Below are 25924 nucleotides of genomic sequence, written 5' to 3'. Positions count from 1 at the left end.
TGGGGGTGGTCCCCGCACAGGCGGGGGGTGATCCGACCTGCACGGTGACGCGGAGGGTTCAAAGGGCTGCCGGCCGTCGGCATCCGGCCTGCCGCGGGGGTGGGTCGAGAAGACCTCGGCCAGCGCGGCATCGCGGATACGGGGGTTCATGGGTGGTGCGTGGTGTCCGGGCCGGCCTGTTCGACCGCGTCCAGTCTGCGCCGCAGGTGGGCCCGTTCGGGTTCGGTGCCGGCCAGGGCGAGTGCTTCCCGGTAGGCCGCCGCTGCTTCGGGGAGCCTGCCGAGGCGCTGCAGGAGGTCCGCCCGGGCGGCCGGGTACGGGTGGTGGCCGCGCAGCCGCTCCTCCCCCGCCAGGTCGTCGAGCAGCGCCAGACCCGCTTCGGGGCCGTCGCGCATGGCCACCGCGGCGGCCCGGTTCAGGGCGACGACCGGGGAGGGGGTGAGCCTGAGCAGCACGTCGTAGAGCGCGACGATCTGCGGCCAGTCGGTGGTCGCGAGGTCCGCCGCCTCGTCGTGCAGGGCGGCGATCGCGGCCTGCACGCCGTACGGGCCGGGCGGGCCGCCGGTCAGGGACGGGGGCACCAGGGCCAGCCCTTCCTCGATCATGGGGCGGTCCCAGCGGTCGCGGTCCTGGTCCTCGAGGAGCACGAGTTCGCCGTCGGGGCCGGTGCGGGCGGCGCGGCGGGCGTGGACCAGCAGCATCAGGGCGAGCAGTCCGGTGACCTCCCGTTCGGCGGGGAGCAGACGGTGCAGGATACGGGCGAGGCGGACGGCTTCCTCCGCGAGGTCGAGCCGTTGGAGGTCGGGGCCCGAGCTGGCCGTGTAGCCCTCGGTGAAGATGGAGTAGAGGACCTGGAGGACGCCGGGCAGGCGTCCGGGCAGTTCGTCGGCGCCGGGCACCCGGAACGGGATCCGGGCCTCGCGGATCTTCTTCTTCGCCCGCACGATCCGCTGGGCCATCGTCGATGGCGGCACGAGGTAGGCGCGGGCGACCTCGGGTGTCGTCAGTCCGGCCAGGCAGCGCAGCGTCAGGGCTCCCCGGGCCTCGGGCGGCAGGGCGGGGTGGGCGCAGGTGAAGAACAACTGCAGCCGCTCGTCGGGCAGATCGCTGTCCGCGCCGGTGCCGGGGGCCGGGGCGGGGCCGGCCCGGTCCGCCTCCAGTTGGAGGACGGCGAGCCGGGCGGCGTACGCCTGGTCGCGCCGCAGCCGGTCGACGGCCTTGCGCCGGGCGGTGGTCAGCAGCCAGGCGCCGGGCCGGTCCGGCACCCCCTGTACCGGCCAGTGCACCAGCGCCGCCTCGACCGCCTCGGACGCGACCTCCTCCGCCAGGTCCAGATCTCCGAAACGGCGTACGAGGGAGGCGAGCAGCCGGCCGTGTTCCTCACGGAAGACCGACTCCACCGCCCTGTCCGTGCCGGCCGGCCGCGCCTCCATCGCCGTCAGGCCCCGAAGTCGGCGACCGGCCGCACCACGACCGACCCGCTGCCGCGTGCGCCGGGGCAGCGGGCGGCCCAGTCGAGGGCGGCGTCCAGGTCCGGCACGTCGATGACGTAGAAGCCGCCGAGGACTTCGCGGGTCTCGGCGAACGGCCCGTCGGTGACGGTCCGTTCGCCGTCGGCGGCGACCTGGACCTTCGTGGCGGTGACCAGGTCGGCCAGCGACTCCCCCGAGACGAGGATCCCGGCGTCCCGCACGGCCTTGTCGTAGGCCATCCAGTCCTCGACGCCGCATTCGGCGGCTCCGCCGTTCTCGTCGGTCGCGCCACTGTTGATCAGCATCATGTACTTCATGGTCCGGCTCCTTCAGGTCCTGATCGTCTTCGTGCGGCGGGCGCCGCACACCATGACGACGAACGGGGTGGCGCTCTGTCGACACCGTCCCCCGATTTTTTTCTTCTGATCTTTTCGCGGGACTCCTGCCGGGTGCCCGGGCGGGCGTCAGCCGGGCCCGTGGCGGTGGTGTGTTCCCGGGGTGTGGCCGAAGGCGCGGCGGAAGACGTCGATGAACGCGCTGGCGGACGACCAGCCGCACAGGTGCGCCACGGTGGTCACCGGGGTGTCCTCCGCCAGCAGGACCAGCGCGTGGTGCAGGCGTAGTTGGGTGCGCCACTGAGGGAAGGTCATGGCGAGGTCGGACTTGAACAGCCGGGACAGGGTGCGGTCGCTCGCGCCGACCTCCCTGCCCAGCGCGGCCAGCGTGCGGTTGTCGGCCGGGTCGGTGCGCAGCAGGTCGCACAGGTCCTTGAGCAGGGGCGAGGTGGGTGTGGGCAGGTGGAGCGGCTGTTGGGGCGAGGCCCGCAGCTGGTCCAGCAGTACGGCGCGCAGGCGGGTGCGTTCGGGGCTGTCGTCGAACGGGGGGCGGGTGTGGGCGAGGATGAGTTCGCGCAGCAGGGGGGCGACGGCGAGGACGGTCGGCTCGTCGAGGCCGAGCGGGTTGTCGGTGGCGGGCAGTCCGACGAGGTGCAGGTCCAGTTCGCCGTGGGCCTGGTGGGCGTGGACGGTGCCGGCCGGGATCCAGATGGCGCGGGTGGCCGGCGCCACCCAGGTGCCCGTGCCGGTCGTCACGGTCAGCACTCCGCGCCCCGCGTAGACGATCTGGTGGTCGTCGTGCCGGTGGGCGTCGATCTCTGTTCCGGTCGCCAGACTCCGGGTGCGGGTGGGGGCGACCGGCTGGTGGCGGATCTTCGGCATCGGTCGGCAGTTTATTGGAAGTACGACAGCGGTGTGCTGACGACGATGGTGGCGTGCGAGAGAACAAGTCGGTCGTCCTGCTGTCGGTCGGGCATGCCTGCGTGGACGTGTATCAGGGCGCGGTGGCGGCGCTCGTGCCGTTCTTCGTGGCCGAGCGTGCCTACAGTTACGCCGCGGTGTCCGGTGTCGTCCTTGCCGCGTCCGTGCTGTCGTCCGTGGCCCAGCCGGTGTTCGGGGTGCTGACCGACCGGTGGGCGATGCCCTGGCTGCTGCCGGTGAGCACGCTGCTGGGCGGGGTGGGCATCGCTCTGAGCGGTGTGAGCGGGTCCTATGCGTGGACGCTGGTGTTCGTGGCGGTGTCAGGGCTGGGGGTGGCCGCCTACCATCCGGAGTCGGCCCGGGTCGCACGGCTCGCCTGCCGGGGCGGTCACAAGGGGATGGGCTGGTTCTCCCTGGGCGGGAACCTCGGCTTCGCGCTCGCTCCGCTCATGGTCACCGCGGTCGTCGCCGGCGGCGGGCTGCGGCTGTCGCCGCTGCTCGTGGTGCCCGCGCTCGTGGGCAGCGTGCTGTGCCTGCCCGTGCTGAAGGCGCTGGAGCGGGACGGGACCGCCCGCTTTGGCCCGGCTGTGACGGCGGAGGCCGACGACCGGGTGTCGTTCGTGATGTTGTCGATGGCGGTGATCTGCCGTTCCGTCGTCTTCGTGGGCCTGAGTACCTTCATCTCGCTCTATGCGCGGCAGCGTGTGGAGGGCGGCGCGGCGGCGGGCACCGCGGCGCTGTTCGTGCTCTATCTCGGGGGCGCGGTGGGCTCCGTGGTGGGTGGCAGCCTGGCCGAGCGCTGGGACCGGGTCGTCGTCTCCCGCTGGTCGTACCTGGCGACGGCCGTGGCGGTCGCCGGGATCGTCACCGTCCCCGGGCCGGTCCTCTATCTGTTCGTGGCGCTGGCGTCCGCCGGCCTGTACGTGCCGTTCTCGCTGCAGGTCACCCTGGGCCAGGACTATCTGCCGTCGCGGGTCGGTACGGCCGGCGGGATCACGCTCGGTCTCACCGTCAGTGCCGGCGGCCTGGCCGGTCCTTTCATCGGGAAGCTGGCCGACGCGACGTCCCTGCGTACGGCGCTGGCCCCGCTGGTGATGATGCCCGTGCTGAGCTGGCTGTTGTTCCGCACCCTGCCCGAACCCGTGGCGCCGCGGCGGCATGTCACGCCGCCGGCGGAGCCGTCGGGGGGCGGGGCGGCAGCGGAGGCGGCGGGGGTGACGGAGGGCGGCGCCGGCCGCAGGCGGGCCCGGAGGGTCAGGCGTGGAACTCGGTGAGGTCGATGCTGTGGACGCGCAGCGGGTGGCCGTACACGGGGTGCGTGGTCTCGCGCTCCGGCACCATGCCGAGCTTGCGGATGACGTTCTCGGACGCCTCGTCCCCGGCGCGGCTGATGCTGATGACGCGGTCCAGGCCGCGGTCCTGGAGCGCGAACTCCAGCGTGGCGTGGGCGGCTTCAGAGGCGTAACCCTGGCCCCAGAACTGGGAGCCGAGCCGCCAGCTGATCGCCACGGCGGGCAGCACCTCCGGCAGGAACCCGGGCACGGACAGCCCGGTGAAGCCGGCCAGTTCGCCGGAGGCGAGCAGTTCGACGGCGAAGAGGCCGAAGCCCTCCTCGTCCCACTCCTCCTCCCACTGCTCGATCGCCTCTGCGGTGTGCTCGAGATCGTGCGGGGAGCCGTCGTCGACCCACTGCATGACCCGCGGGTCCGCGTTGATGTCCGCCATCGGCGCGAGGTCGTCGTCGTGCCAGCGGCGGAGGATGAGGCGGGGGGTGCGGATCTCGGTCATGGGCTCCCATCCTGCCGGAGGTGCGGGGGTCGTGAACTGCTGCTGTTTCATCTCGTATGAGTGAGTTCTGCCGTGTGCGGGTGAGGGGTTGTGGGCTGTGGTGTGTGAGGGCTCGCGGGGTGGACGGGGGTTCGTGTGTCGAATGGGTGACCTTTGCGGGGGCGGGTCGTTGGGGGTGGTGGCGGGTGTGTGCGGTCCGGTACGGAGGGGGTGGACACGGTGGGCGGTCTGCGGGAGGTGGCGGCGCCGTTCGTGGTCACCGGACCTTCGGGTGTGGCAGTGCGTACCCGGCTCAAGGGCCTGACGGCCGGGGACGAGGAGGTGCTGCGGCTGGTGGGTGCGCATCTCGGGTCGCTGGCCTCGCGTGATCTCAAGGCGCGGTGTGTGGAGGGTCTGGAGCACTCAGCCGAGTCGTGGGCGGTCCGGAAGCGGGAGTTGACGGGGGTGTCGTCGTCGAGGTGGGCGGGGTCGATCACGAAGGCCACGCACGATCAGTGGGCGCTCGCCCGGCACGGGCAGGCCGCGCACATCCAGGGCCTCGAAGCCGGGATCAGGACGATCGCGCACCGGCTGTCGCTGCCGGTCGGAGCGAAGGGCACGAAGCGTGCCGCGGGTGGTTACCGTTCGCGGCGGGAGTGGCATGCCAAGGCCCGGCGTCTGCGGGTGCTGGAGGACCGGCTGGGGCGGGTGCGGGCCGAGAGGGACGCGGGCCGGGTGCGTGTGGTGCGCGGCGGCCGACGACTGGCGCGCACCCGGCATCACCTTGCCGATGCGGGGCTGACCGCAGCCCAGTGGCGGCAGCGGTGGGAGGCCGGGCGCTGGTTCCTGCAGGCGGATGGTGAGTCGGGGAAGAGGTTCGGCAACGAGACGATCCGCATCACCCCCGAGGGTGAGGTGTCGATCAAGCTCCCGGCACCGCTGGCACATCTGGCGAACGCCGCGCACGGCCGGTACGTACTCGCCGGGCGGGTGCGGTTCGCGCACCGCGGGCAGGAGTGGGCGGACCGTGTGGCGGCGCACCGGGCCGTGGCCTACCGCATCCACCACGACACCGGACGCGACCGCTGGTACGTCACCGCCTCCTGGCAGATCCCACCCACCCCTACCGTTCCGCTCGAAGCCGCCCTCGCCCACGGTGTGATCGGCGTCGACACCAACGCCGGCCACCTCGCCGCCTGGCGCCTCGACACCCACGGCAACCCCATCGGCGATCCGCGCCGCTTCTTCTACGATCTGACCGGCAGCGCCCCACACCGCGACGCCCAGGTCCGGCACGCCCTCACCCGCCTCCTGCACTGGGCCCGGTCCTGTGGCGTTAAGGCGATCGCGGTCGAGGACCTCGACTTCCAGGCCGAGAAGACCAGGGAGAAGCACGGCCGCAGGCGAAGGTTCCGGCAGCTGATCTCCGGCATGCCCACCGGACGCCTGCGTGCCCGCCTCGTCTCGATGGCCGACGCCACCGGCATCACGATCATCGCCGTCGACCCCGCCTACACCAGCAGATGGGGCGCGCAGCACTGGCAGAAGCCCCTCACCAGCACCACCCGAAAGACCAGCCGTCACGATGCGGCGAGCATCGCGATCGGCAGACGCGCCCAAGGGCACCCGATCCGGCGACGGACGACACCGCCCCCGCACGACCAGAGCGATCGTGCGGGGCATCGGACCGTCCAGGCCGACCGGCGTGCGCTTGGGCGCGAGGAACCCCGCCCCCGCATTCCCGGACCACGCACACGATGCGTGCCCCCGGACGCGGAACGAACGCGGGCAACCAGGGCACCCACCACCGTTCGGGATGCCCGCAGCGACCAGGAATGGGTCCAAGACCCACTCCTGCTCACTGAATAGGAACGGTCGGCGTTAATCGGTGCTCGTGCCGGTGCTGTGCGGCGGGCCGGGCCGGGGCGGGGCGTCCGCCGGGCCTGGTGGCGGGCCGGCCGGGGCGGGCGGGGCGCCGGTGCGGGCCCGGCCGGGGTGGGCGGTGCGCCGGTGCGGGCCCGGCCGGGGTGGGCGGTGCGCCGGTGCGGGCCCGGCCGGGGTGGGCGGTGCGCTGGTAAAATGGGGGCACGCTTCGTCGTTCTGGGGCCCGTACCAAGGGGTGCGGGCCCCGGCTCGTTCCGGGCGCCACACCACGGAAGGGTCCCCCCATGAATGCGAAGCCGTCAGCCTCTGGGCGCTCCGGTGCCGGCGAAACCCGGGCGACGGCGGTGCGGGGTGAACTCTCGGCGGTGACGCTGACACCCGGTTCGCCGCCCGCGCAGTCCTTCGCCGAGCTGGGGCTGCCCCCGGAAGTGGCGCGGGTGATGACCGGCTCCGGGGTGACGGAACCGTTCCCGATCCAGGCGGCCACCCTGCCCGACGCGCTGGCCGGCCGGGACGTCCTCGGCCGTGCGCGGACCGGGTCGGGCAAGACCCTCGCCTTCGGGCTGGCCCTGCTCACCCGTACCGCGGGCCGGCGCGCCGAGCCGAAGCAGCCGCTCGGGCTGGTCCTGGTGCCGACGCGTGAACTGGCGCAGCAGGTGAGCGACGTGCTGGACCCGTACGCACTGGCGCTCGGGCTGCGGCTGGCGACGGTGGTCGGCGGGTTGTCGATCGGGCGGCAGGCGACGCTGCTGCGGGCCGGCGCGGATGTGGTCGTCGCGACCCCGGGGCGGCTGACCGATCTGGTGGCGCGCCGGGACTGCCGGCTGGACCAGGTGCGGATCACGGTGCTGGACGAGGCGGACCAGATGTGCGACATGGGGTTCCTGCCCCAGGTGTCGGAGCTTTTGGACCAGGTGCGGCCCGGCGGGCAGCGCATGCTGTTCTCGGCCACCCTCGACCGCAACGTCGACCATCTGGTCGGCCGCTATCTCCACGACCCGGTGCTGGCGACGGTGGACCGGGCGGCGGGCGCGGTCGCCACGATGGAGCACCATGTGCTGAACATCCACCCGGCGGACAAGTACGCGACGGCCACGGAGATCGCCGCCCGGGACGGGCGGGTGCTGATGTTCCTGGACACCAAGCACGCCGTCGACCAGTTCACCCGCCATCTGCGCGGCAGCGGTATCCGGGCCGCCGCGCTGCACAGCGGGAAGTCGCAGCCGCAGCGCACGCACACGCTCGCCCAGTTCAAGAGCGGTGAGGTCACCGTGCTGGTGGCCACCAATGTGGCCGCGCGGGGCATTCACGTCGACGCGCTCGACCTCGTCGTCAACGTCGACCCGCCCGCCGATCCGAAGGACTACCTGCACCGGGGCGGCCGCACGGCGCGTGCGGGCGAGTCGGGCCGTGTGGTCACCCTGGTCACGCCGGGTCAGCGGCGTGACGTGAACCGGATGATGTCCGACGCCGGGATCCGGCCGGTGGTCACGCAGGTGCGCTCCGGTGAGGAGAAGCTGGCCGGGATCACGGGAGCGAAGCGGCCGCCCGTCGCGGACAGGTCCGCCGGCGGCAACGCGTCCTTCCGCGGCCTGGGCGCCCGGGCCCCGAAGGAGTCGCGCAGGACGGCCGAGGCCCGCGGTCTCGCGGAGGCCCGTAGGGCCGCCCGGGTCCGCAGAGGCCGCTGACGTTCCGCGGAGGGCTCGAGCGGGGGGCTTCAGGCGTCCAGCGGCACCGGTGGTGTGTCCGTCCGCTCCGCCGCTTTCTGCCCTGCCCGCGCGGGTCCGCCGGTGGCCGGGACCTCGGCGTATCCGAAGATGGTCGCCCCGCAGGGCGGTTCCATCGGTGACCTGCCGCCGTCGAAGGGGCGCAGTTCGCAGGCCAGGACGGGGCGGGGGGCGGCCGGCCCTTCGGATTCCGCCCGGCGGACGCTGGTGCGGCTCATCCTCCACAGCAGGTAGGCCACGGCCAGGGCGAACAGCATGTGGAGCAGGCCCCACAGCATCGCGGACGGTGTCGGCAGTCCGCCGGCGGTGCGGACCTGCTTGGCGGCCAGCCGCGCGAGCGTGCGCAGCAGCGACCACAGGACGAGCCCGACGCCGATGATGGGCAGCAGCAGGAAGAGCATCTGCACGACGGACGCGACGATGCCCAGCGGGGAGCCGGCGGTGCCGAACAGATGGCTCGCCGTCGCCCATGCCTGCGTGATCATGTCCGGCAGGCGCAGCACCACGACGCCCAACTGGACGGCGAGCACGGGCAGTACGAGCAGGACCCACAGGGTGACGACCGTCTGGGGCCACCGTTTGAGTTCGCGGAGGCGGGGTTCGGCGGGTCGGCGCAGGACCTTGTGACGGAGGATGGGGCCGATGTATTTGAACAGGTCGGGGATGCCGACCAGGTCCGACATGATGTAGTACCCGTCGAACCGCAGGGTGGGCAGGAGTTGCTGCACCATTTCGAGGTTGATCAGCAGGATCGCCGCGAGGAGTACGGGTGTCGGGGCCTGGGCGTAGATGCCGGTGAGGGCCAGGATGAACAGGCCGTTGAAGTAGACGCCGCCGAGGTCGGTGCGCAGGCGTCCGGCGCGGCCGAGGCGGTAGGAGTTGGTGACGTCGGTGTAGAAGGCGGGCCACACGACGTAGATGCCGCAGCCCATCACGCCGGGGCGTACTTTGCCGTAGCGGCAGGCGGAGGCGTGGCCGACCTCGTGGAACGCGGCGGAGAGCAGGGTGAGACCGACGGTGACGAGGACGCCGAGCGGCTGTGCCATCACCCCGGTGATCGCCGCGCCGGTGTTCTGGGTGGTGAAGAGCCAGGCCTCGGCGGTGAACAGCGCGCCGACCAGCAGGACGACGGCGACGGGGTGGAAGAGCCAGGCGAAGAGGCCGGCGATCATCCAGGTGGTGTGCTCGGAGACGAGAGCCGCGCGTGTCTTCAGGCCGAGCACGGCGTGTTCGGTCTTGGTGACGGGGGGCGCGGTGCCGTCGCTGCGGGTGGTGATGCCGAGGGGGGCGAGTTTCTCGTCGAGCAGGAAGGCGACGTGTTCGGCTGCGAAGCCGCGGCCGGTGGCGTGGGACAGTTCCTCGGCGACGCGTTCGAGGATGCGTTCGGCGGAGGCTTCGATGCCGCGCTGGCGGCGGAGTTCCTTCACCGTGCGGTAGAGCAGGTCGGGCAGGTGGATGACCTGGCCGTCGCGGCGCTGGATCAGGTGCGGGGGCTTGCGGTAGCCCGAGCCCGCGTACTCGCCGACGAGTTCGGTGCCGTCGGTGAGGGCCGGCAGGTTCAGGTGCTCACCGACGGAAGGGGAAGGCATGCGGATCTCCCGGTGACACGCAGGGCCCGGCATAGCGGACCGGGCCCCACGTCGGAGCGATCAGCCGCTGGTGACGGCGGCCGGTACGCAGGTCAGGCTGGAACTCGGGTTGTTGGAGCCGAGGCCCAACGAGCCGATCAGGCCGGGGGTGCCGTGCACCCGCTCGGACTGGCAGGCGAAGGCGACCTGCGAGTTTCCGTCGCCGCCGCCCTCGGGGAAGTGGTACTGGTACGTCGTGGAGCTGTTGTCGATCGTGATGAGCGACAGCATGGTCCGCGGCGGGAGAAACTCTGCGCAGAGCGCATTGAGTTCGGGGTAGCCGATGTCGTCCATGGCTTCCTTCCTCGGGCTATCCTCGTGCCGTTGACGCTCCCGTTATGTGCCGTTCGTTTCCTGCCGGCACTCACGGTCGGGACGCGGAAACCCGAACGGCCGGGGACGGTGTTTCCGTGGTGGCGGAAACGCCATCCCCAGCCGCGGACGGGTGAACTAGAACACCGACGTGGAGCTCGGCATGCAGGTCATGCCGGAGCTCGGGTTGTTCGAGCCCAGGCCCAGGGCGCCGACCAGACCCGGGGTGCCGTCGACCTCCTGGACGGAGCAGGCCGAGGTGGTGATGCCGTTCTGGTCCGACGCGGCCGGCGCGATGGCAACGGCCGAGCTCGAGGAACCGCCCTCGGAGCCGCCGCCACCCCAGTTGTTGAAGGGCACGACGGTGGAGAGCACAGCACGCTCGGGCAGCATCTCGCCGGCGAGAACGTCGAGCTCCTCGAAGCTGATCTTCGACATGGAGACCTTTTCCTTTCGGTTCCTGCAATACGGCTCGAACCCCTACGAGCCGGTGTCCATCACGGTGTGGACGACAGGAGTAACGGCGGTCCCCGGTGGCTGGATGCGCGCGATCACGCTTTCCGGCATTCTTCTGGCCAATGGGGCGAAACGCTTTGGTCATTCACCCCGTTCCCGTGGTATCGGGGCGCGCGGCGCCGGCGCGGAGAAAACCGCAGTTCAGCGGCGGATACCGGGGGCGGGCGACGGCTGCTGTTCCGCAGTCGAATAGAACGGGCGTCCATCCCTGGGGAAGGAGTCACGCACAGTGGCACGCATGTGCGCGGGGGTGCGGACACCGCGTCTCATTCTTCTGTGCCGTCCTCTTCCCTGTTCAAGGGGGCAATGCCCTTGCCGGGTTCGACGACGTCGCGCCGGCCGGAGGACTCGGCCTCGTCGAGCTGTGTGACCACGGGATGGTGGAGGTCGAAGGCGGGCGACTCGGAACGGATCTTCGGCAGCGTGGTGAAGTTGTGCCGCGGCGGCGGGCACGAGGTCGCCCACTCCAGGGAGCGGCCGTAGCCCCACGGGTCGTCGACGTCGATGCGCTTGCCGGTCTTCGCCGTCTTCCAGACGTTGTAGAAGAAGGGGAGCGTGGAGGCGCCCAGGAGGAACGCCCCGATGCTGGAGAGGGTGTTGAGAGCGGTGAAGCCGTCGGCGGCGAGGTAGTCGGCGTAGCGCCGGGGCATGCCTTCCGCGCCGAGCCAGTGCTGGACGAGGAACGTGGTGTGGAAGCCGATGAACAACGTCCAGAAGTGGATCTTGCCGAGGCGTTCGTCGAGCATCGTGCCGGTCATCTTGGGCCACCAGAAGTGGAAGCCCGCGAACATGGCGAACACGACGGTGCCGAAGACGACGTAGTGGAAGTGGGCCACCACGAAATAGCTGTCGGTGACATGGAAGTCGAGCGGTGGTGAAGCCAGGATGATGCCGGTCAGGCCGCCGAAGAGGAAGGTGACGAGAAAGCCGATGGACCACAGCATCGGCGTCTCGAACGACAGCGACCCCTTCCACATGGTGCCGATCCAGTTGAAGAACTTCACCCCGGTGGGCACCGCGATGAGGAAGGTCATGAAGGAGAAGAACGGCAGCAGGACCGCGCCGGTCGCGAACATGTGATGGGCCCACACGGTCACCGAAAGTCCCGTGATCGCGATGGTCGCCCCGATCAGCCCGGTGTAGCCGAAGATCGGTTTCCGGGAGAAGACGGGGAGGATCTCCGTGACGATGCCGAAGAACGGCAGGGCGATGATGTAGACCTCGGGATGGCCGAAGAACCAGAAGAGGTGCTGCCACAGGAGCGCGCCGCCGTTCTCCGGGTTGAACACCTGCGCGCCGAAACGCCGGTCCGCCTCCAGGACCAGCAGCGCGGCCGCGAGGACGGGGAAGGCGAACAGCACCAGTAGCGAGGTGAACAGGATGTTCCAGGTGAAGATCGGCATCCGGAACATCGTCATTCCCGGCGCGCGCAGGCAGATGATCGTCGTGATGAAGTTGACGGCGCCGAGGATGGTGCCGAACCCGGCCAGCGCCAGGCCCATGATCCACAGGTCGCCGCCCACGTACGGCGAGCGCTCGCCGCCGCTGAGCGGTGTGTAGGCGGTCCAGCCGAAGTCGGCCGCGCCCTGGGGGGTGAACAGACTGCTGACCACGATCAGTCCGCCGAAGAAGAACAGCCAGAACGACAGCATGTTCAGCCGTGGGAAGGCCACGTCGGGAGAGCCGATCTGCAACGGCATGACGGCGTTCGCGAATCCCGCGAAGGTGGGCGTCGCGAACAGCAGCAGCATGATGGTGCCGTGCATCGTGAACGTCTGGTTGTACTGCTCGCTCGAGAGGATCTGGATACCCGGCCGGGCCAGTTCCGCGCGGAGCAGCAGGGCCATCACGCCGGCGACGGCGAAGAACAGGAACGACGCGATCAGGTACAGGTGCCCGATCTTCTTGTGATCCGTGGTCGTCAGCCACACGATGACGGCCTGGCCCCGCGTGCGGCCCTTGACGGGGACGGGAGCCGACGTGTGGGTGGATGTGACCATGTGTGACCCCCGGGCTGTTCTGGCGGTTCCTTTGTGAGCAGTTCGGAAAGCGGTGGAGTGCCCAGCCAACGCGATGCCACACGCTATGCCGCGATGCCGCGCCCGGGACCTTTCGGACATGCCCTCGGCCGGGTCAGCCGGACGGGTGGGGCGGGGCGCGGGGCGGAGTATGTGGCGATCGGGTGAGGCCGCGCTCGGCGGAGCCGCCCGTGGTTAGCATCCGGGAAGGGGGACGCCCACCGATGGCACGGAGGCCGTCATGCCGCAACGACCCGCATCCCGTCTGTCGACGAACCGGTCGAGCCTCGGCCACAAGGCGCGGTACGCGCTGCGGCATCCGCGGCGCGTACTGCCCTATCTGCGCCGGGCGGGCCGCGACACCTGGCTGCGGCTGCGCCACCGCGACGGCCACGTCGCCTACTACCGGGCGGTGATGGCCTCCGACACCGCGAAGAGCCCGGAGGCGGCGGTCGGCGGCGGCCCCTCCCACGACCGCTGGCTCGCCATCGGGCAGATGCAGTTCGACTACCTGCGCGAGCACGGGCTGAGGCCGCAGGACAGGATGCTGGAGCTCGGCTGCGGCAATCTGCGGGCCGGCTGGCGGTTCATCGACCATCTGGAGCCCGGCCACTACTACGGGATCGACATCTCGCCCGACATTCTCATCGAGGCCAAGAAGACCCTCGTGCGCTACGGGCTCCAGCACAAGCTTCCGTATCTGACGCCCGTCGACAACCTGACGCTGGACTTCCTCCCCGACGCCGCGTTCACGGTCGTGCACGCGCACAGCGTCTTCTCGCACTCGACGCTCGACATCATCGACGAATGCCTGGCGAACGTGGGGCGGGTGCTCGCCCCGGGCGGGTTCTTCGACTTCACCTACGACCGCACCGAGACGCGTGAGCACCAGGTGCTGGGCGAGGACTTCTACTACCGCACCCAGACGCTGGTCCGGCTGGCCGCACGGCACGGCCTCGCCGCCCGCTTCATGGACGACTGGGAACAGCTGCCGCACGGCCAGTCGAAACTCCGCGTCACCCACGCCGCGTGACGGGCGCCGCGTCACGGGCGCGGCGCGGTTGCGGTTGCGGTTGCGGTTGCGGTTGCGGTTGCGGTTGCGGCTGCGTACGGCGGATGCGCCCGCCGTGCACCCGAATGCACGAGCACCTGGATGCCTGAACGGAGAGATCGCATGCGTGTTGCGGTAGCGGGCGGTACCGGCCTGGCCGGGCGGCACGTCGTCGGGGAGCTGCGCGCCGCCGGGCACGAGCCCGTGGTGCTGGCCCGTTCCAAGGGCGTGGACGTCACCACGGGCCAGGGTCTCGCCGAGGCCCTGGCCGGTGTCGAGGCGGTGATCGACGTGACCAACGCGGCGACGCTCAGCCGCCGGAAGGCCGTGGCGTTCTTCGAGGCGGCGTCGCGCCATCTGCTCGCGGCCGGGGAACGGGCCGGCGTGCGCCACCACGTGGTGCTGTCGATCGTGGGCATCGAGCGGGTCGGCCACGGCTACTACCAGGGCAAGATCCGCCAGGAGCAGGTCGTGGCGGGCGGCCCGGTCCCGTGGACGGTGCTGCGGACGACGCAGTTCCACGAGTTCGCCGACCAGCTCCTCGACGGCATGCCCGGCCCGCTGGCGGTGATCCCGCGCATGCGCGTCCAGCCGGTCGGGGTCCGGGAGGTGGCCCGCGCCCTGACCGGGCTGGCCGAGGGGCCCGCGCAGGGCATGGCCCCGGAGTTGGCGGGCCCCCGCGAGGAGTGGCTCCTCGACATGGTCCGCCGCCTGCTCCCCACCCGCCCGGAACGCCGCTTCGTGCTGCCGGTCCGCTACCCGGGAGCGGCGGGCCGCGCGATGGCGGGCGGCGGCCTGCTCCCCACGGGGCCGGGGCCGCGGGGTATGCAGACGTTCGACGCATGGCTGGCGGACGAGCGCGGCTGACCGGCCGCCCGGCGGCCGGCGGCCGCGCCGGGCGGGGTGTCAGGTGACCGCCGCGGGCGGGAGGTCCGGGCGGGGCCCGGTATCCCCTGGGGGGCCGCCCCGGCAGGTTTCAGGGTGGCCGCCCAGGGCGCGGGTGCGCGAGGCCACGCGGCAGGCGGGTCCGGCGGCGTGCCCGGCGGCGTGTCCGGCGGGGCGTCAGGTGGTGGCCGGGCCGGGCGGCCGGTGGGCCGGTCGGGCTCGGCCCGGTATCGCCCGGGGGGCCGCCCCGGAGAGGGTCGCCCCGGCAGGTGTCAGGGTGGCCGCCCCGGGCGCGGGTGCGCGAGGCCACGCGGCAGGCGCGCCCGGCGGCGCGCCCGGCGGCGTGTCCGGCGGGGCGTCAGGTGGTGGCCGGGCCGGGCGGCCGGTGGGCCGGTCGGGCTCGGCCCGGTATCGCCCGGGGGGCCGCCCCGGAGAGGGTCGCCCCGGCAGGTGCCAGGGTGGCCGCCCGGGGCGCGGGTGCGCGAGGCCACGCGGCAGGCGGGTCCGGCGGCGTGCCCGGCGGCGTGTCCGGCGGGGTGTCAGGGTGGCCGCCGCAGGCGGGAGGTCCGGCGGGGCGTCAGGTGGTGGCCGGGCCGGGCGGCCGGTGGGTCGGTCGGGCGCGGGACCGGGATCGCCCGGCGGGCCGCGCCCGGCGGGGTGGGCGACGGGCCTCTCGGGCTCGTCGCCCACCGCACCCGGGCGCGGCCCGCGCTGAGGTCAGGCGCCGGACGCTGCCGCGTAACGCGCGGCGACGTCCTCCCAGTTGACCAGGTCCCACAGCTTGGTGACGTAGTCGGGGCGGACGTTCTTGTACTGCAGGTAGTAGGCGTGCTCCCAGGCGTCGAAGACCAGCAGCGGGGTGCTGCCCTGGCCCACGTTGCCGTGGTGGTCGTAGACCTGTTCGACGATCAGGCGGCGGCCGAGCGGCTCCCAGGCCAGTACGCCCCAGCCGGAACCCTGTACCGAGGTGGTGGCGACCGTCAGCTGCTTCCTGAACGCCTCGAAGCCGCCGAGGTGTTCGTCGATGGCGTCGGCGAGCGCGCCCTCGGGGCGGTCGCCGCCGTCCGGGGAGAGGTTCTGCCAGAAGATCGAGTGCAGGGCGTGCCCGGAGAGGTTGAAGGCGAAGGTCTTCTCCAGACCCACCAGGCCGGTGGGGGTGATCAGGTCCTTCTCCCGGGCCTCGGCGAGCTGCTCCAGGGTGTCGTTGGCGCCCTTGACGTAGGCGGCGTGGTGCTTGGCGTGGTGCAGCTCCAGGATCTCCGGCGTGATGGCCGGGGCGAGCGCGGAGTAGTCGTACGGCAGGTCGGGAAGCGCGTAGGTGCCCATCAGGCACGTCCCCTTTCGTTTCCGTGTGGGTGATCGTCCGGGGACAGCCAACCTCTATTGCACATTACTTGCAACAACCTATGTGATGCAGGAACATGGCCGGGGGGCGGGGTCGGCACGTCAGCTTTCGGCGGTGCGGCATTCGAGGTGCTGCCGTTCCTCCCGAGAGGTGATCGTCTTCTCACCGGCGCCCGCCGGACCACCGGCCCCGCTCCCCCGGCCGGCGCGACCTGAGACCGACCACGGGTCCGCCGAGCGGCCGAGGCGAGCGCGCGGAGTTGCCGCTCACGGCCGATGGCCGGCAAGGGGGCGGCCTGAAGGATGGAACACGTCGGAACACCAACTCCCGGGAGACCAACGTGTTTCATCCGTCACCACGCAGGACAGCGGCCGTACTGACCGCGGCCGTCGCAGTGCTCGCCGTGAGCGGCACCTCCAGTGCCTCCGGCACGTCGGGTGCCTCGGGGGCCTCGAGTGCGTCGGGTGCCTCGGGTGCCGCCGGTGCCCCTGCCGAGCGTCGTGGAACGCCGGCGTACGCGAGTGTCACCGGGGGCGCGGATTTCGTGCTGCCCTACCACCAGGACGAAGACGTCCGCTCGTTCAGCTTCGACGCGGTCGCCGCTCCGTACAGCCGGCCGCTGCCCGGGATACCCACGGGCCTTCCCACCGACGCCCGGGGAACGGTCAGGATCTCGCACTACTCGGCCGAACGGGACGTCACCTACACGGCCGAGGGACGGGTGGACTGTCTGGTCACCGGTCCCCGCTCGGCGACGCTGACGGCGGTCATCACCAAGGTGGGTCCCGGCGGGCCGCTCGACATCGGTCTGAGGCTCGGATTCAGCGTGTACGACGGAGGAAAGGGCGGCAAGAACCGCTCCGGCGACCGTGTGGGCTTCTCGTGGAACGGTGTGAATCTGCTGCCGGACGGCGCGGGCGGCCCCGAGGACGCCCCCGTCGGCACCTGCATGGCGCCGGCCCCGTACGCCCCGGTGACCAGGGGCGACTACACGGTCGTGCACGCCGAACTGCCGCCCCCGCCACAGCCCTGACCTCCGGCGCGGCCCGGCCCCGGCACGGGGCCTCCTCCCCCGCACCGGGCGCCATCGTGCACGCCGGGACCGGCGGCGTGGCGGGTGGGTCAGGGAGCGATGCCGATGCCGTCGATCCGGCTCCAGGCCTGCTCCTCGGCGAAGGTCATGGCGGGCCAGTCCAGCCCGCCCGGCCGGGGCCTGATCCGTGAGGCGTACGGGGCCGGGCTGAAGTCCGGGTCGTAGAAGCAGCCGGTGCCGTAAGCGCGGTCGAACGCGGGACAGGACGCCGCGATCGACCGCGGGGAAGGCTTGCGGCCGGTGCGGACCCAGGTGTCCAGGGAGGAGACGGCGCTCGCGTACTCGGAGTCGCTCAGCTCGCTGTGCTCGCTCTCCCTGGTGAAGGTCTGCACGAGGTGACCGTCCCTGCGGGCCCCCTCGAGGGTGGCTCGGTAGGCGGCCTCGTGCTCGACGAACGCGGTGGGGTCGTCGATCGCGTGCAGGGTGAGCACCGGGACGTGGACGCGGCCGGTGAGATCACTGTCGTACGAAAGATCGCGCCGGGCGGCCGGGTCGGCGGAGAAACGCTCGACGCCGGCGTTGAGCGCCTTGTCGTCGTGCGAGCCGGAGTACCGGACGCCCTTGTTGCTGAAGGGATTACGGCCGCCGAGACGGCCCAGCACGATGTCACGGAAGGTGAACGTCGCGAACCGCAGATGCGACTCCAGTGTGCGCTCGGGGATGCGCGTGACGGCCAGGATGTCGTCGAGGTTGCGCTGCTGCAGGGCGGTGCGCTCCTGCGGCGCGGACGCGTAGCCGGTGCACTCCTGCAGGCGGGCACGCAGGCCGGCCGTCGTCATCGTCGAGCCGGCCCGCAGCCCCTCCCACAGCGGGTACCGGGGCTCGGTGGGGCGGGGATGGTTTTGGCAGTAGTACTGGTAGACCACGCGCAGGTCGACGCGGTAGTCGTAGCCGCGGGTGCCGCCCGCGAGGACGCCGTTGGTGAGCAGGGCGCCGTCGTACGGGCCGTGGTGCCCGCCGTAGACCTCGACCACCTTGGCGGCGACGTTGCCGCCCCAGGACTGGCCGTGCACGTAGGTCCGCTGCGGTCGGCCGAACGTGTCGACGAACAGGCGGCGTACGTTCTCGGTGTCGGCGGCGGCCATCCGTGTGCCGTAGCCGCCCCGCCGGTAGGAGGAGCCGGCCCAGGCGTAACCCTCGTCCACCATGACGGCCCAGCGCTGGAGGTCCTCACCGCTGCGGCCGGGGTCGGAGGCGTCGCCGAGGTCGGGGCCGCCGTGGGCGTGCACGACGAGGGAACCGTTCCACCGGGCGGGTATCGCGAACGTGTAGTGAGCCCCGTTGGCGTCCTGTCCGGAGTAGCAGGTGGCCTTCTCCGCCAGTTCGGCGGGACACACGGCGGGTGCCGGGCCGTCGCCGTCCGCCTGCGCGGCGGGGGCCGCGCCGACCGCGCCGCCGATCAGCCCGAGGAGACAGGCCGCGATTCCCGCGGCGCGGCGCCGGCGGGACACCGGCCGTCGGGAGGTGCGTGTTTCTGACCTGTTCAAGGCGGCTCCTCGTCCTCGCGGGCGCGCATCGGTGCGTCGTCGGCGCTGATGCTAGGGAGACAGGGGCCGGGAAACCATGCGGCTGATCTTTGCGTTCATATTGTTCGCCGACCGCTGCTCGAACAGCTCGGACCGTTCGCGCTGTTCGCGCTGTTCGCGCTGTTCGCGCTGTTCGCCGGAAAGGATGTGGGGATGGCATCGGGCACGAGCACCGGCACGGGCCGGGAGGATCAGGAGCCCGGACTCGGCACGTGGAGCTTCGAACGGCTCCACGCGATGGCCGTGAACGAGCACGGCAGGCACCTCGAGGCAGTACGTATCGTCGCGCAGGGCCGTGCCTATGACGACGACCGGCCCGCGGAGGCCCGCCTGCGGTGGGCCAAGCTCTCCCTGCTGGCGAACCGGCGTGCGCATGGTGACGGTCTTGAAGACCGGACACGCGCGGCCACGCAGGACTTCACGCTCCGGATGTGGATCATCGACCATCTCGGTCCCGACGACGACGATCCCGACCGGAGCCCGGACGCGTTGGCGTCCGACACGCTCGGGACATTGCGTCTCACGCCCTCGCAGGCCGGTGCGCTCGGTGACCGCTGGCGTGAACTGCCCATCGAGCAGCTCCGCGAGCTGCGGCGGCACAAGAACCTGACGGCCCATCTGGCAGACCTCGTCGGCCGGACGGGGCCCGGTCCGACGCGTGATCTCCTCCTGGCCTGGGACGGGGTCCGGCACCGGCTGCCCTGAGACAGGCAACCGCCCCGGCGTCGTCCGTCCGCGTCAACAGGCGGTCGTGCCCCCGGCGTTCGGGAGCTCGGGCTTTTGGGCGAGGAAGGTGGCGATGGTTCTCTTCGTTCCTTCGTCGGGCGCCTGCAGCAGGCGTGCGGTGACCACGAGGCCGGCCGCCTCCAGCAGTTCGGCGAGCCGGTCCGGCGGCGTCAGGTAGGACCCGTAGGACACCGGGCGGCCGCCGTACGCCTGTGTCGGACGCAGATGCTCACCGGATCCCACCGGGCCGGCCATCATCAGGAGGCCCCCGGGTGCCAGCGTGCGGCGGAATTCGCCGAACACGACCTGCAGCAGTTCCGGTGGCGTGTGGTGGACGGAGTAGTAGGCGAGGATGCCGCCGAGTTCGTCGTCGCCGATCGCCGGCGCGGTCATCGACCCGACGGTGAAACGCAGCTCCGGGTACGCCTGCCGGGCCAGTCCGACCATCGCGGGCGACAGGTCGATGCCGAACGCGGGCACCCCCAGCTCCGCCAGGTGCGCCGTCACCCGGCCGGGACCGCATCCCATGTCCGCGACGGCCCCGCGGCCGGCCGTCCGCACGGCCTCGGCGAACGCCGCGAGCATGGCGCGGGACAGCGGGTCCAACTCGGCCGGGAACTTGACCCGTCGGGCGTATTCGGCGGCGACGGAGTCGTACGACTCCCGGACGTCGGCGAGGTAGGAGAGGTCGGTCACCGGCGTGACTCTAGAGGGCGGGCGGCGTGCCGAGGGCCTTGAGGTGGCCTTCACCGACATCGGCTGCTTCGACGTCTCTTTCTGAGCGCCCAGGAAAAGGGAAAGGCAAGGAGGTTACCCGCTCCTTGCCACTCTCAACTTATAGCGCCCCGGGGGGCTTGCGGCAAGGCCCGGGGGGTGCCGCAGAATGATCAACCCGGACCAGAACCTGCGGAAATGACTATTTCGCGAGGTGGGCGGGCTTTGTTCATGTATGGGTTGCCAGTCTCGTCGAATGGGCGTTCTTGATGATTGACGTGATCGTGGTCGGCGGCGGGCCGACCGGATTGATGCTGGCCTGCGAGTTGCGGCTGCACGATGTGCACGTCGTCGTGCTGGAGAAGCTGACCGAGCCGACCAGGCAGTCCCGCGGGCAGGGCCTGCACACGCGCAGCGTCGAGATGATGGACCAGCGCGGCCTGCTGGACCGGTTCCTCGCGGTCAGTGAGAAGTTCCAGGTCGGTGGTCTCTTCGGCGGCATCGTGAAGCCGTGGCCGGACGGGTTGGACACGGCCCATCCGTACGGTGTCGCCACCCCGCAGCCGGTGACCGAGCGGCTGCTCGAGGAGCGCGCCGTCGAACTCGGCGCCGAGATCCGGCGCGGCTGCGAGGTGGTCGGGCTGAGCCAGGACGAGGACGGGGTGGACGTCGAGCTGGGGAATGGGGGTGCCCCCGCCAGTGGGGGCGTAGCCGGCGCAGGAGGCACGCACCTGCGCTCGCGCTACCTCGTCGGGTGCGACGGCGGCCGCAGTACGGTGCGCAAGCTGCTCGGCGTCGGCTTCCCCGGCGAGCCCGCGACGGTGGAGACGCTGCTGGGCGAGATGGAGGTCACCGAGGATCCGGCGACGATCGCCGCCGTCGTCGAGGAGGTCCGCAGGACCCAGCTGCGGTTCGGCGTCGCCCCCGGCGAGGACGGGGTGTGCCGCGTCGTCGTGCCCGCCGACGGGGTGGCGGAGGACCGTTCTAGCGCGCCGACCCTCGAGGAGTTCAAGAAGCAGCTGCGGGCGTTCGCGGGCACCGACTTCGGGGTGCACTCGCCGCGCTGGCTGTCCCGGTTCGGCGACGCCACCCGGCAGGCCGAGCGTTACCGGGTCGGCCGGGTGCTGCTGGCCGGCGACGCGGCGCACATCCATCCGCCGACCGGCGGGCAGGGGCTCAACCTCGGTGTCCAGGACGCGTTCAACCTCGGCTGGAAGCTGGCCGCCGAGGTCGCCGGCTGGGCGCCGGAGGGGCTGCTGGACAGCTACCACGCCGAGCGGCACCCGGTGGGCGCGCGGGTGCTGGACAACACCCGGGCGCAGATCACGCTGCTGGGGGCCGACCCGGGTGCGGCCGCGCTGCGGGAGCTGTTCGCGAAGCTGATGGACTTCGAGGAGGTGAACCGGTACGTGACCGGGATGATCACCGCGGTCGGGGTCCGCTACGACTTCGGCGAGGGGCACGACCTGCTCGGCCGGCGGATGCGTGACGTGAGGCTGGAGCGGGGGCGCCTGTACGAGCTGATGCGCGAGGGCCGGGGGCTGCTGCTCGACCGGACCGGGCTGCTGTCGGTCGCGGGCTGGGCGGACCGGGTGGACCACGTCGTCGACGCCGGCGAGGAGCTGGACGTGCCCGCGGTGCTGCTGCGGCCGGACGGTCATGTGGCGTGGGTCGGCGAGGATCAGCAGGATCTGCTCGACCGGCTGCCCCGGTGGTTCGGCGCCGCCACCGGCTGAGCGCGCGGTCGCGGCCCCGCACGGGCGGGACCGGTCTCGGGCCGGGTCCGGCGCGGGGCCTCCCGCCCTGGGGTGCCGCGCCGCCACCCCGGGCCGGGTCGGTCACCGTCCGTCGGGGCCGCATCACGGTGCGGTGGACGCGAGGGGGTTCGGAGGCTGGTGGGGCGCGCGGGGCGGGTGGGGCGAGTGCCGGGAACAACCCGGGATGGTTTACCGTTCACATGTATGTGGTCGCGGAGGGGACAGTGTCCCCGGGCCTCACCTGCAGCCCATGGGGAAGATCGTTCGGCTGAAGCCCTGTGGAGCCCCTCGCCGAGAGGCGACCGCCCTCCGTGCCCACCCTGTACCGATCCCGGCTGGTCCCCCCCGTCCAGCCGGGATCTTCCTTTTCCCGGGACGGATCCGCCGCTCCATGGACGACCCGCGCCCCGGTGACGAGGGCCCCGGCGTCGAGCCGGGGCCGTTCGGGACCGGGCGGTGGGTCATGCCGGGGCGGGCGGGGTGAGGGGGCGGGTGAAGCGCAGTGCGGGGTGGCCGTCGAGGACGGTGGTGCCCGTTTCCGTGAAGCCGTTGCGGGTCAGGACGGTCCGCGAACCGGTGTTGGCGACGGTGGCCGCCGCGTGCAGGGTGTTCAGGCCGTAGGCGGTGGCCGCGAGCGTGCACACCTGCTGGACGGCCGTGGTGGCGAGGCCCTTTCCGGCGGCCTTCTCGGCGACACGGAAGCCGAGTTCGGCGCCGCCGTCCACGAGGTCGACGAGGTTGACGCGGCCCACGATCGCACCGGCGTCGTCGACGAGGACGTGGAAGCGGCAGATTCCCGCGGCCTGTTCGGCGAGCAGGGCGGCAAGGCGGGCGGCGAAGTGGGTGAAGTAGTCGTCGCCGCGGTCGGGGACGTGGGCGGCGAAGTAGGCCCGGTTGTCGCGTTCGAAGGCGAGCAGGGCGTCGGCGTGGCCGGCGTGCAGGGGTTCGAGGCGGGGCATGGGGGAACGGTACGCGGCCGGGCGCGGGGCCGGGCGGGCGGGTGGGACGCGGCCCGGCCACCCGGTGCGGGGTGGGGGCGGTCCTGGTCACGGCTTGCGGGTGATCCAGCGCTGGAGGGCGGCGTGGGTGGTGTCGTCGAGGGCGCAGAGCGCGTCGATGGCGGCGAGGTCGCCGGGCAGCGGGGCGATGCCGGCGGTGGTCAGGGCGGCGTGCAGGTCCAGGCGGCGGCGGTCGGCCGGCTCGAGCGGGAGGGGGACGCGCTGGCCGGGCCGGGGCGCGGGCAGCAGGTAGTCGTCCGTGGCGCCGGGGAAGCGGTAGGGGTCGATGGTGGTGGTCCCGGTGGTGGTGTGCCAGGCGGTCATGTCTGCCTCCCTGAGGGGTGGTGCGGTGTCTGTGGTGGCAAGGACTGCGCTGCGGCGGCGGCAGTTGCAGTACGGGAGCATTGCCACCCGAATGTCCCCTATGGCATTTCGTCACATGACAGTTCGTCACATCAGCGGTCGTGTGACGGACACACCGGCCCGCCCGGCGTGCGGGCGGGCCGGTGCGGCAGGGCGGGGGCCGGTGGGCCGGGGCGTGTCCGGGTCGGTCAGACGATGCAGCGGTGGGGCGAGCCGTTGCCCGACAGGTGGCCGTCCCAGATCCAGCCGGCTCCGGGGACGTAGGACCAGGTGTTCCCGTACTCGTTGACGATGAAGCAGCGGACCTCGATCCGGGTGCCCGCCGGGTAGGTCTGGAGGCGGTAGCACTCGCCGTAGGGGCCCATGCGCAGCGGTGCGGCGTCCAGGGCGGTGTGGGTGGTGGTGTACGGGTTGTCGGCGCGGGCGGGGGCGGCCTGGCTGCAGCGGTCGGCGGGTGCGGCGGTGGCCGTGGTCGTGGCGGAGACGGTGGCGGTCAGGGCCGCGGCGGTGGCCATGATCGTCGCGGTGGTGCGGTGGCGGACCTGTCGGTGCTGGCGCATGGCGGCTGCCTCCTGCGAGTGGTTTCCGGTGATGGGCGGTCACCGTGGCACGGGGCACGCGGCCGGTGGGAGGGCCCGGGGTGTCCGGGACGTGTCCCGGACACCCGGGCGGGGCGGGTGCGGGTCAGGGGGTCCAGACGCCGGTGGCGGCGGTCTCGCGGGCGAAGTCGGTGAAGTCGCGCGGTTCGCGGTGCAGGACCTGGCGGACGCCGTCGACGAGGTGGGCGTTGCGGCCGTCGAGGAAGACGGCGAAGACGTCGGCGTAGGTCTGGTCCTGGCCGGCGTCCTTCAGGATGGTGCGGTACTCCTCGACGGTGACGGGGCGGTAGGTGATGGTGCGGCCCGTCGCCTTGGACAGTTCGTCGGCGATGTCGGCGAAGCTGAGCAGCCGGGGGCCGGACAGTTCGTAGGTGCGGCCGGTGTGGGCGGGGTCGGTGAGGGCGGCGACGGCGACGTCGGCCACGTCGTCGGCGTCGACGAAGGGGGCGACGGTGTCGGCGGCGGGGACGGCGAGTTCGCCGGCGAGGACCGGCGGCAGGAAGAAGCACTCGGAGAAGTTCTGGTCGAACCAGTTGGAGCGCACGACGGTCCATTCGGCGCCGGAGGCCTTGAGGCGGTCCTCTGCGGCGCGGGCGCCTTCCTCGCCGATGCCGGAGAGCAGGACGATGCGGCGGACGCCGGCGGCGACGGCGGTGCGGCAGAACGCGCCGACGGTGTCGGCGGCGCCGGGGAAGGCCAGGTCCGGGTAGTAGCTGAGGTAGACCGAGCCCATGCCGTCGAGGGCGGCGTCCCAGGTGGCGGGGGCGTTCCAGTCGAAGGGCGGGGTGCCGGTGCGCGATCCCGTACGGGGCCGCAGGCCGCGTAAGGAGAGCCGCTCGGCGACGCGGCGTCCTGTCTTGCCGGTGCCGCCGGTGACGAGGGTCGGACGGGTGGCTGCTGTGGGTGTGTCAGGTGTCATGCGGGCCAGTCAAACCGAGCCGTTCCGGGCAGCGCCAGGTTCCTCGAGTCGGAGCCGAGGATTCCTGGCGGCCGGGTGGAGTGCGGTGAGGCGGACCGGGAGGGTGTGGTGTCCGTAGGCGATGAAACCTTCCGTGGGGGCCGGTCCGCCGGGTGCGGCGGCGAGGTGGATCCCGGGGAAACGGTCGAAGAGGGCGGGCAGTGCGACGGCCGCTTCCGTGCGGGCGAGCGGGGCGCCGGGGCAGAAGTGGACGCCGTGTCCGAAGGCGAGGTGTTCGGCCGCTCCCCTGCCGGGGCGGGTGATGTCGAACCGGTCGGCGGTGGGGCCGTGTCTGTCCGGGTCGCGGCCCGCGGCGGCGTAGGCGGCGAGGATCGCCTCGCCCTTGCGGATGGTGGGGCCGCCGGGCAGCGCGATGTCCTCGACGGCGTAGCGCAGGGGGACGTTGGCGACACTGGGGGCCCAGCGCAGGGTCTCCTCGATGGCGTCGTGCCAGGAGACGGTGCCGTCGAGGACCAGGCGCAGCTGGTCGGGGTGGGTGAGCAGGGCGTGGACGGCGTTGCCGATGAGGTTGACGGTGGTCTCGTTGCCGGCACCGATGACCAGCAGGAGGGTGTCGAGGAGTTCGCGTTCGCTCAGGTGTGATCCGTCGTCGTCGCGGGCGGCGACGAGGGCGCTGGTCAGGTCGTCGCCGGGGTGGCTGCGGCGGTGGGCGACGAGGGCGGTGAGGGCGTCGTCGACCTCGTGGACGGTCTGTTCGGCCTCGTCGGGGGTGAGGGTGGTGTCCATGGCGCGGGCCATGAGGCGGGCGAGGCGGGGGCGGGAGGTTTCCGGGACGCCGAACAGGTCGCAGATGACCTGCATGGGCAGGGGGTGGGCGTAGGCGGCGCGCAGGTCGACGATGTCGCCGGGGGCGGTGTCCGCCAGGGCGTCGAGGAGGCGGTCGGCGGCGTGGCGGACGCGGGGCAGCATGGCCCGGGTGCGGCGGCCGGTGAAGGTCGGGGCGACGAGTTTGCGCAGCCGGCGGTGTTCGGGGCCGTAGGCGGTGTCCATGTTGTGGACGCCGACCCAGGTGCGGATCCAGGTGTCGTGGTGTTCGCCGCGCTGCCAGGCGGGCCAGTGGCGGCGCGGGTCCTTGGAGACGCGGTCGTCGGTGAGGAGGGTCTTGAGGAGGTCGTGGGTGTTGATCGACCAGGCCCGGATGCCGGCGGGGAGTTCGACGAGGACGGCCGGGCCGAGGGCGCGCAGGCGGGCGGCCTCGCCGTGCAGGTCGCGGCCGGCGGGGTCCAGGACGAACGGCCGGGGGCCGGGTGGTGCGGTGGCGGTGGCGGCGCCGGGCGCGGCGGGCAGGGGCAGGGGCGGGTGGGTCAT

25 protein-coding genes are annotated in these 25924 nt (G+C 72.2%); 9 read left to right on the top strand and 16 right to left on the bottom strand.

The genetic code is table 11. The annotated features are described in order from the left end of the window. Positions 1 to 146 precede the first annotated feature (146 nt). From SPRI_RS35895 to SPRI_RS35885, 3 genes are all read right to left on the bottom strand, one after another. Complete coding sequence (locus SPRI_RS35895) at positions 147 to 1433, bottom strand: RNA polymerase sigma factor (protein WP_005322039.1); 1287 nt, start codon at positions 1431 to 1433, stop codon at positions 147 to 149. 5 nt (positions 1434 to 1438) lie between these two features. After that, entirely contained in the window at positions 1439 to 1789 is a 351-nt protein-coding gene (locus SPRI_RS35890; protein WP_005322036.1) for a YciI family protein, read from the bottom strand. A gap of 147 nt (positions 1790 to 1936) precedes the next feature. Next, a complete protein-coding gene (locus SPRI_RS35885; RefSeq protein WP_005322033.1) occupies positions 1937 to 2689 on the bottom strand; it encodes a helix-turn-helix transcriptional regulator in 753 nt (250 codons plus the stop codon). 53 nt (positions 2690 to 2742) lie between these two features. Between SPRI_RS35885 and SPRI_RS35880 the strand changes: the two genes are divergently transcribed. Beyond that, a complete protein-coding gene (locus SPRI_RS35880) occupies positions 2743 to 4002 on the top strand; it encodes an MFS transporter (RefSeq protein WP_005322030.1) in 1260 nt (419 codons plus the stop codon). Here the strand turns inward: SPRI_RS35880 and SPRI_RS35875 are convergent. Continuing rightward, a complete protein-coding gene (locus tag SPRI_RS35875; RefSeq protein ID WP_005322023.1) occupies positions 3983 to 4516 on the bottom strand; it encodes a GNAT family N-acetyltransferase in 534 nt (177 codons plus the stop codon). The genes SPRI_RS35880 and SPRI_RS35875 overlap by 20 nt on opposite strands. A gap of 219 nt (positions 4517 to 4735) precedes the next feature. On the opposite strand from SPRI_RS35875, the gene SPRI_RS35870 reads away from it, so the two are divergent. After that, positions 4736 to 6364, top strand: a complete 1629-nt coding sequence (locus tag SPRI_RS35870; protein WP_005322020.1) for an IS200/IS605 family element transposase accessory protein TnpB — start codon at positions 4736 to 4738, stop codon at positions 6362 to 6364. Between the two features lie 299 nt (positions 6365 to 6663). After that, on the top strand, positions 6664 to 8067 hold the full coding sequence (locus tag SPRI_RS35865; protein ID WP_053556608.1) for a DEAD/DEAH box helicase: 1404 nt from the start codon (positions 6664 to 6666) through the stop codon (positions 8065 to 8067). A 29-nt stretch (positions 8068 to 8096) separates the two neighbouring features. Here the strand turns inward: SPRI_RS35865 and SPRI_RS35860 are convergent, their stop codons facing one another. The 3 genes from SPRI_RS35860 to SPRI_RS35850 form a co-directional block, all read right to left on the bottom strand. After that, entirely contained in the window at positions 8097 to 9695 is a 1599-nt protein-coding gene (locus tag SPRI_RS35860; protein WP_182327528.1) for a hypothetical protein, read from the bottom strand. 60 nt (positions 9696 to 9755) lie between these two features. Beyond that, positions 9756 to 10028: a hypothetical protein gene (locus tag SPRI_RS35855; RefSeq protein WP_005322008.1), complete on the bottom strand. Its 273-nt coding sequence runs from the start codon at positions 10026 to 10028 to the stop codon at positions 9756 to 9758. A gap of 156 nt (positions 10029 to 10184) precedes the next feature. Further along, positions 10185 to 10484 (bottom strand): hypothetical protein, encoded by a 300-nt coding sequence (locus tag SPRI_RS35850; RefSeq protein ID WP_005322005.1) that lies wholly within the window; start codon positions 10482 to 10484, stop codon positions 10185 to 10187. On the opposite strand from SPRI_RS35850, the gene SPRI_RS38655 reads away from it, so the two are divergent. Then, complete coding sequence (locus SPRI_RS38655; protein WP_158685252.1) at positions 10483 to 10755, top strand: hypothetical protein; 273 nt, start codon at positions 10483 to 10485, stop codon at positions 10753 to 10755. The two genes, SPRI_RS35850 and SPRI_RS38655, sit on opposite strands and share 2 nt — an antisense overlap. 73 nt (positions 10756 to 10828) lie before the next feature. On the opposite strand, the gene ctaD is transcribed toward SPRI_RS38655, so the two are convergent. Beyond that, complete coding sequence (ctaD, locus tag SPRI_RS35845) at positions 10829 to 12562, bottom strand: aa3-type cytochrome oxidase subunit I (RefSeq protein ID WP_005322004.1); 1734 nt, start codon at positions 12560 to 12562, stop codon at positions 10829 to 10831. A 259-nt stretch (positions 12563 to 12821) separates the two neighbouring features. Here ctaD and SPRI_RS35840 point away from each other — a divergent pair, with 259 nt between their 5' ends. Both SPRI_RS35840 and SPRI_RS35835 read left to right on the top strand, forming a co-directional pair. Next, positions 12822 to 13613: a class I SAM-dependent methyltransferase gene (locus SPRI_RS35840; RefSeq protein ID WP_005322000.1), complete on the top strand. Its 792-nt coding sequence runs from the start codon at positions 12822 to 12824 to the stop codon at positions 13611 to 13613. Positions 13614 to 13754: 141 nt separating this feature from the next. Continuing rightward, positions 13755 to 14498 (top strand): SDR family oxidoreductase, encoded by a 744-nt coding sequence (locus tag SPRI_RS35835; RefSeq protein WP_053556609.1) that lies wholly within the window; start codon positions 13755 to 13757, stop codon positions 14496 to 14498. Positions 14499 to 15233: 735 nt separating this feature from the next. Here the strand turns inward: SPRI_RS35835 and SPRI_RS35830 are convergent. After that, complete coding sequence (locus tag SPRI_RS35830; RefSeq protein WP_037775659.1) at positions 15234 to 15842, bottom strand: superoxide dismutase; 609 nt, start codon at positions 15840 to 15842, stop codon at positions 15234 to 15236. A gap of 563 nt (positions 15843 to 16405) precedes the next feature. Between SPRI_RS35830 and SPRI_RS35825 the strand changes: the two genes are divergently transcribed. Next, complete coding sequence (locus tag SPRI_RS35825; RefSeq protein ID WP_234020479.1) at positions 16406 to 16894, top strand: hypothetical protein; 489 nt, start codon at positions 16406 to 16408, stop codon at positions 16892 to 16894. Between the two features lie 89 nt (positions 16895 to 16983). Here SPRI_RS35825 and SPRI_RS35820 read toward each other — a convergent pair whose 3' ends face one another. Continuing rightward, the gene (locus SPRI_RS35820; RefSeq protein WP_005321988.1) at positions 16984 to 18441 is read right to left on the bottom strand and encodes a hypothetical protein; all 1458 of its coding nucleotides are present in this window, start codon (positions 18439 to 18441) and stop codon (positions 16984 to 16986) included. Between the two features lie 192 nt (positions 18442 to 18633). Between SPRI_RS35820 and SPRI_RS35815 the strand changes: the two genes are divergently transcribed. Continuing rightward, positions 18634 to 19185 (top strand): hypothetical protein, encoded by a 552-nt coding sequence (locus SPRI_RS35815; protein ID WP_106428502.1) that lies wholly within the window; start codon positions 18634 to 18636, stop codon positions 19183 to 19185. Positions 19186 to 19218: 33 nt separating this feature from the next. Here the strand turns inward: SPRI_RS35815 and SPRI_RS35810 are convergent, their stop codons facing one another. After that, positions 19219 to 19902, bottom strand: coding sequence for a class I SAM-dependent methyltransferase (locus SPRI_RS35810; protein ID WP_005321981.1), 684 nt, complete (start codon positions 19900 to 19902; stop codon positions 19219 to 19221). A 287-nt stretch (positions 19903 to 20189) separates the two neighbouring features. On the opposite strand from SPRI_RS35810, the gene rox reads away from it, so the two are divergent. Further along, positions 20190 to 21656 (top strand): rifampin monooxygenase, encoded by a 1467-nt coding sequence (gene rox, locus SPRI_RS35805; protein ID WP_037775658.1) that lies wholly within the window; start codon positions 20190 to 20192, stop codon positions 21654 to 21656. A gap of 482 nt (positions 21657 to 22138) precedes the next feature. On the opposite strand, the gene SPRI_RS35800 is transcribed toward rox, so the two are convergent. The 5 genes from SPRI_RS35800 to SPRI_RS35780 all read right to left on the bottom strand — a co-directional run bounded on the left by SPRI_RS35800 (position 22139) and on the right by SPRI_RS35780 (position 25924). After that, the gene (locus tag SPRI_RS35800; protein ID WP_005321979.1) at positions 22139 to 22636 is read right to left on the bottom strand and encodes a GNAT family N-acetyltransferase; all 498 of its coding nucleotides are present in this window, start codon (positions 22634 to 22636) and stop codon (positions 22139 to 22141) included. Positions 22637 to 22723: 87 nt separating this feature from the next. Then, complete coding sequence (locus SPRI_RS35795; protein WP_037775656.1) at positions 22724 to 22999, bottom strand: hypothetical protein; 276 nt, start codon at positions 22997 to 22999, stop codon at positions 22724 to 22726. Between the two features lie 227 nt (positions 23000 to 23226). Further along, entirely contained in the window at positions 23227 to 23598 is a 372-nt protein-coding gene (locus SPRI_RS35790) for a hypothetical protein (protein WP_005321976.1), read from the bottom strand. Positions 23599 to 23722: 124 nt separating this feature from the next. Beyond that, on the bottom strand, positions 23723 to 24556 hold the full coding sequence (locus tag SPRI_RS35785; protein ID WP_005321972.1) for an NmrA family NAD(P)-binding protein: 834 nt from the start codon (positions 24554 to 24556) through the stop codon (positions 23723 to 23725). 9 nt (positions 24557 to 24565) lie between these two features. Continuing rightward, positions 24566 to 25924 (bottom strand): cytochrome P450 family protein, encoded by a 1359-nt coding sequence (locus tag SPRI_RS35780; protein WP_234020478.1) that lies wholly within the window; start codon positions 25922 to 25924, stop codon positions 24566 to 24568.

This window comes from Streptomyces pristinaespiralis, from assembly GCF_001278075.1.
In the GTDB taxonomy this organism is placed as follows: domain Bacteria; phylum Actinomycetota; class Actinomycetes; order Streptomycetales; family Streptomycetaceae; genus Streptomyces; species Streptomyces pristinaespiralis.
This window is presented reverse-complemented; position numbering and strand designations above follow the sequence as displayed.

What these genes read in the sequence shown, in the direction of transcription:
- SPRI_RS35895 (WP_005322039.1), bottom strand. Translation starts at nt 1,433, where the DNA reads ATGGAGGCGCGGCCGGCCGGCACGGACAGGGCGGTGGAGTCGGTCTTC.
- SPRI_RS35890 (WP_005322036.1), bottom strand. Translation starts at nt 1,789, where the DNA reads ATGAAGTACATGATGCTGATCAACAGTGGCGCGACCGACGAGAACGGC.
- SPRI_RS35885 (WP_005322033.1), bottom strand. Translation starts at nt 2,689, where the DNA reads ATGCCGAAGATCCGCCACCAGCCGGTCGCCCCCACCCGCACCCGGAGT.
- SPRI_RS35875 (WP_005322023.1), bottom strand. Translation starts at nt 4,516, where the DNA reads ATGACCGAGATCCGCACCCCCCGCCTCATCCTCCGCCGCTGGCACGAC.
- SPRI_RS35865 (WP_053556608.1), top strand. Translation starts at nt 6,664, where the DNA reads ATGAATGCGAAGCCGTCAGCCTCTGGGCGCTCCGGTGCCGGCGAAACC.
- SPRI_RS35860 (WP_182327528.1), bottom strand. Translation starts at nt 9,695, where the DNA reads ATGCCTTCCCCTTCCGTCGGTGAGCACCTGAACCTGCCGGCCCTCACC.
- SPRI_RS35855 (WP_005322008.1), bottom strand. Translation starts at nt 10,028, where the DNA reads ATGGACGACATCGGCTACCCCGAACTCAATGCGCTCTGCGCAGAGTTT.
- SPRI_RS38655 (WP_158685252.1), top strand. Translation starts at nt 10,483, where the DNA reads ATGGAGACCTTTTCCTTTCGGTTCCTGCAATACGGCTCGAACCCCTAC.
- SPRI_RS35850 (WP_005322005.1), bottom strand. Translation starts at nt 10,484, where the DNA reads ATGTCGAAGATCAGCTTCGAGGAGCTCGACGTTCTCGCCGGCGAGATG.
- ctaD (WP_005322004.1), bottom strand. Translation starts at nt 12,562, where the DNA reads ATGGTCACATCCACCCACACGTCGGCTCCCGTCCCCGTCAAGGGCCGC.
- SPRI_RS35840 (WP_005322000.1), top strand. Translation starts at nt 12,822, where the DNA reads ATGCCGCAACGACCCGCATCCCGTCTGTCGACGAACCGGTCGAGCCTC.
- SPRI_RS35835 (WP_053556609.1), top strand. Translation starts at nt 13,755, where the DNA reads ATGCGTGTTGCGGTAGCGGGCGGTACCGGCCTGGCCGGGCGGCACGTC.
- SPRI_RS35830 (WP_037775659.1), bottom strand. Translation starts at nt 15,842, where the DNA reads ATGGGCACCTACGCGCTTCCCGACCTGCCGTACGACTACTCCGCGCTC.
- SPRI_RS35815 (WP_106428502.1), top strand. Translation starts at nt 18,634, where the DNA reads ATGGCATCGGGCACGAGCACCGGCACGGGCCGGGAGGATCAGGAGCCC.
- rox (WP_037775658.1), top strand. Translation starts at nt 20,190, where the DNA reads ATGATTGACGTGATCGTGGTCGGCGGCGGGCCGACCGGATTGATGCTG.
- SPRI_RS35800 (WP_005321979.1), bottom strand. Translation starts at nt 22,636, where the DNA reads ATGCCCCGCCTCGAACCCCTGCACGCCGGCCACGCCGACGCCCTGCTC.
- SPRI_RS35795 (WP_037775656.1), bottom strand. Translation starts at nt 22,999, where the DNA reads ATGACCGCCTGGCACACCACCACCGGGACCACCACCATCGACCCCTAC.
- SPRI_RS35790 (WP_005321976.1), bottom strand. Translation starts at nt 23,598, where the DNA reads ATGCGCCAGCACCGACAGGTCCGCCACCGCACCACCGCGACGATCATG.
- SPRI_RS35785 (WP_005321972.1), bottom strand. Translation starts at nt 24,556, where the DNA reads ATGACACCTGACACACCCACAGCAGCCACCCGTCCGACCCTCGTCACC.
- SPRI_RS35780 (WP_234020478.1), bottom strand. Translation starts at nt 25,924, where the DNA reads ATGACCCACCCGCCCCTGCCCCTGCCCGCCGCGCCCGGCGCCGCCACC.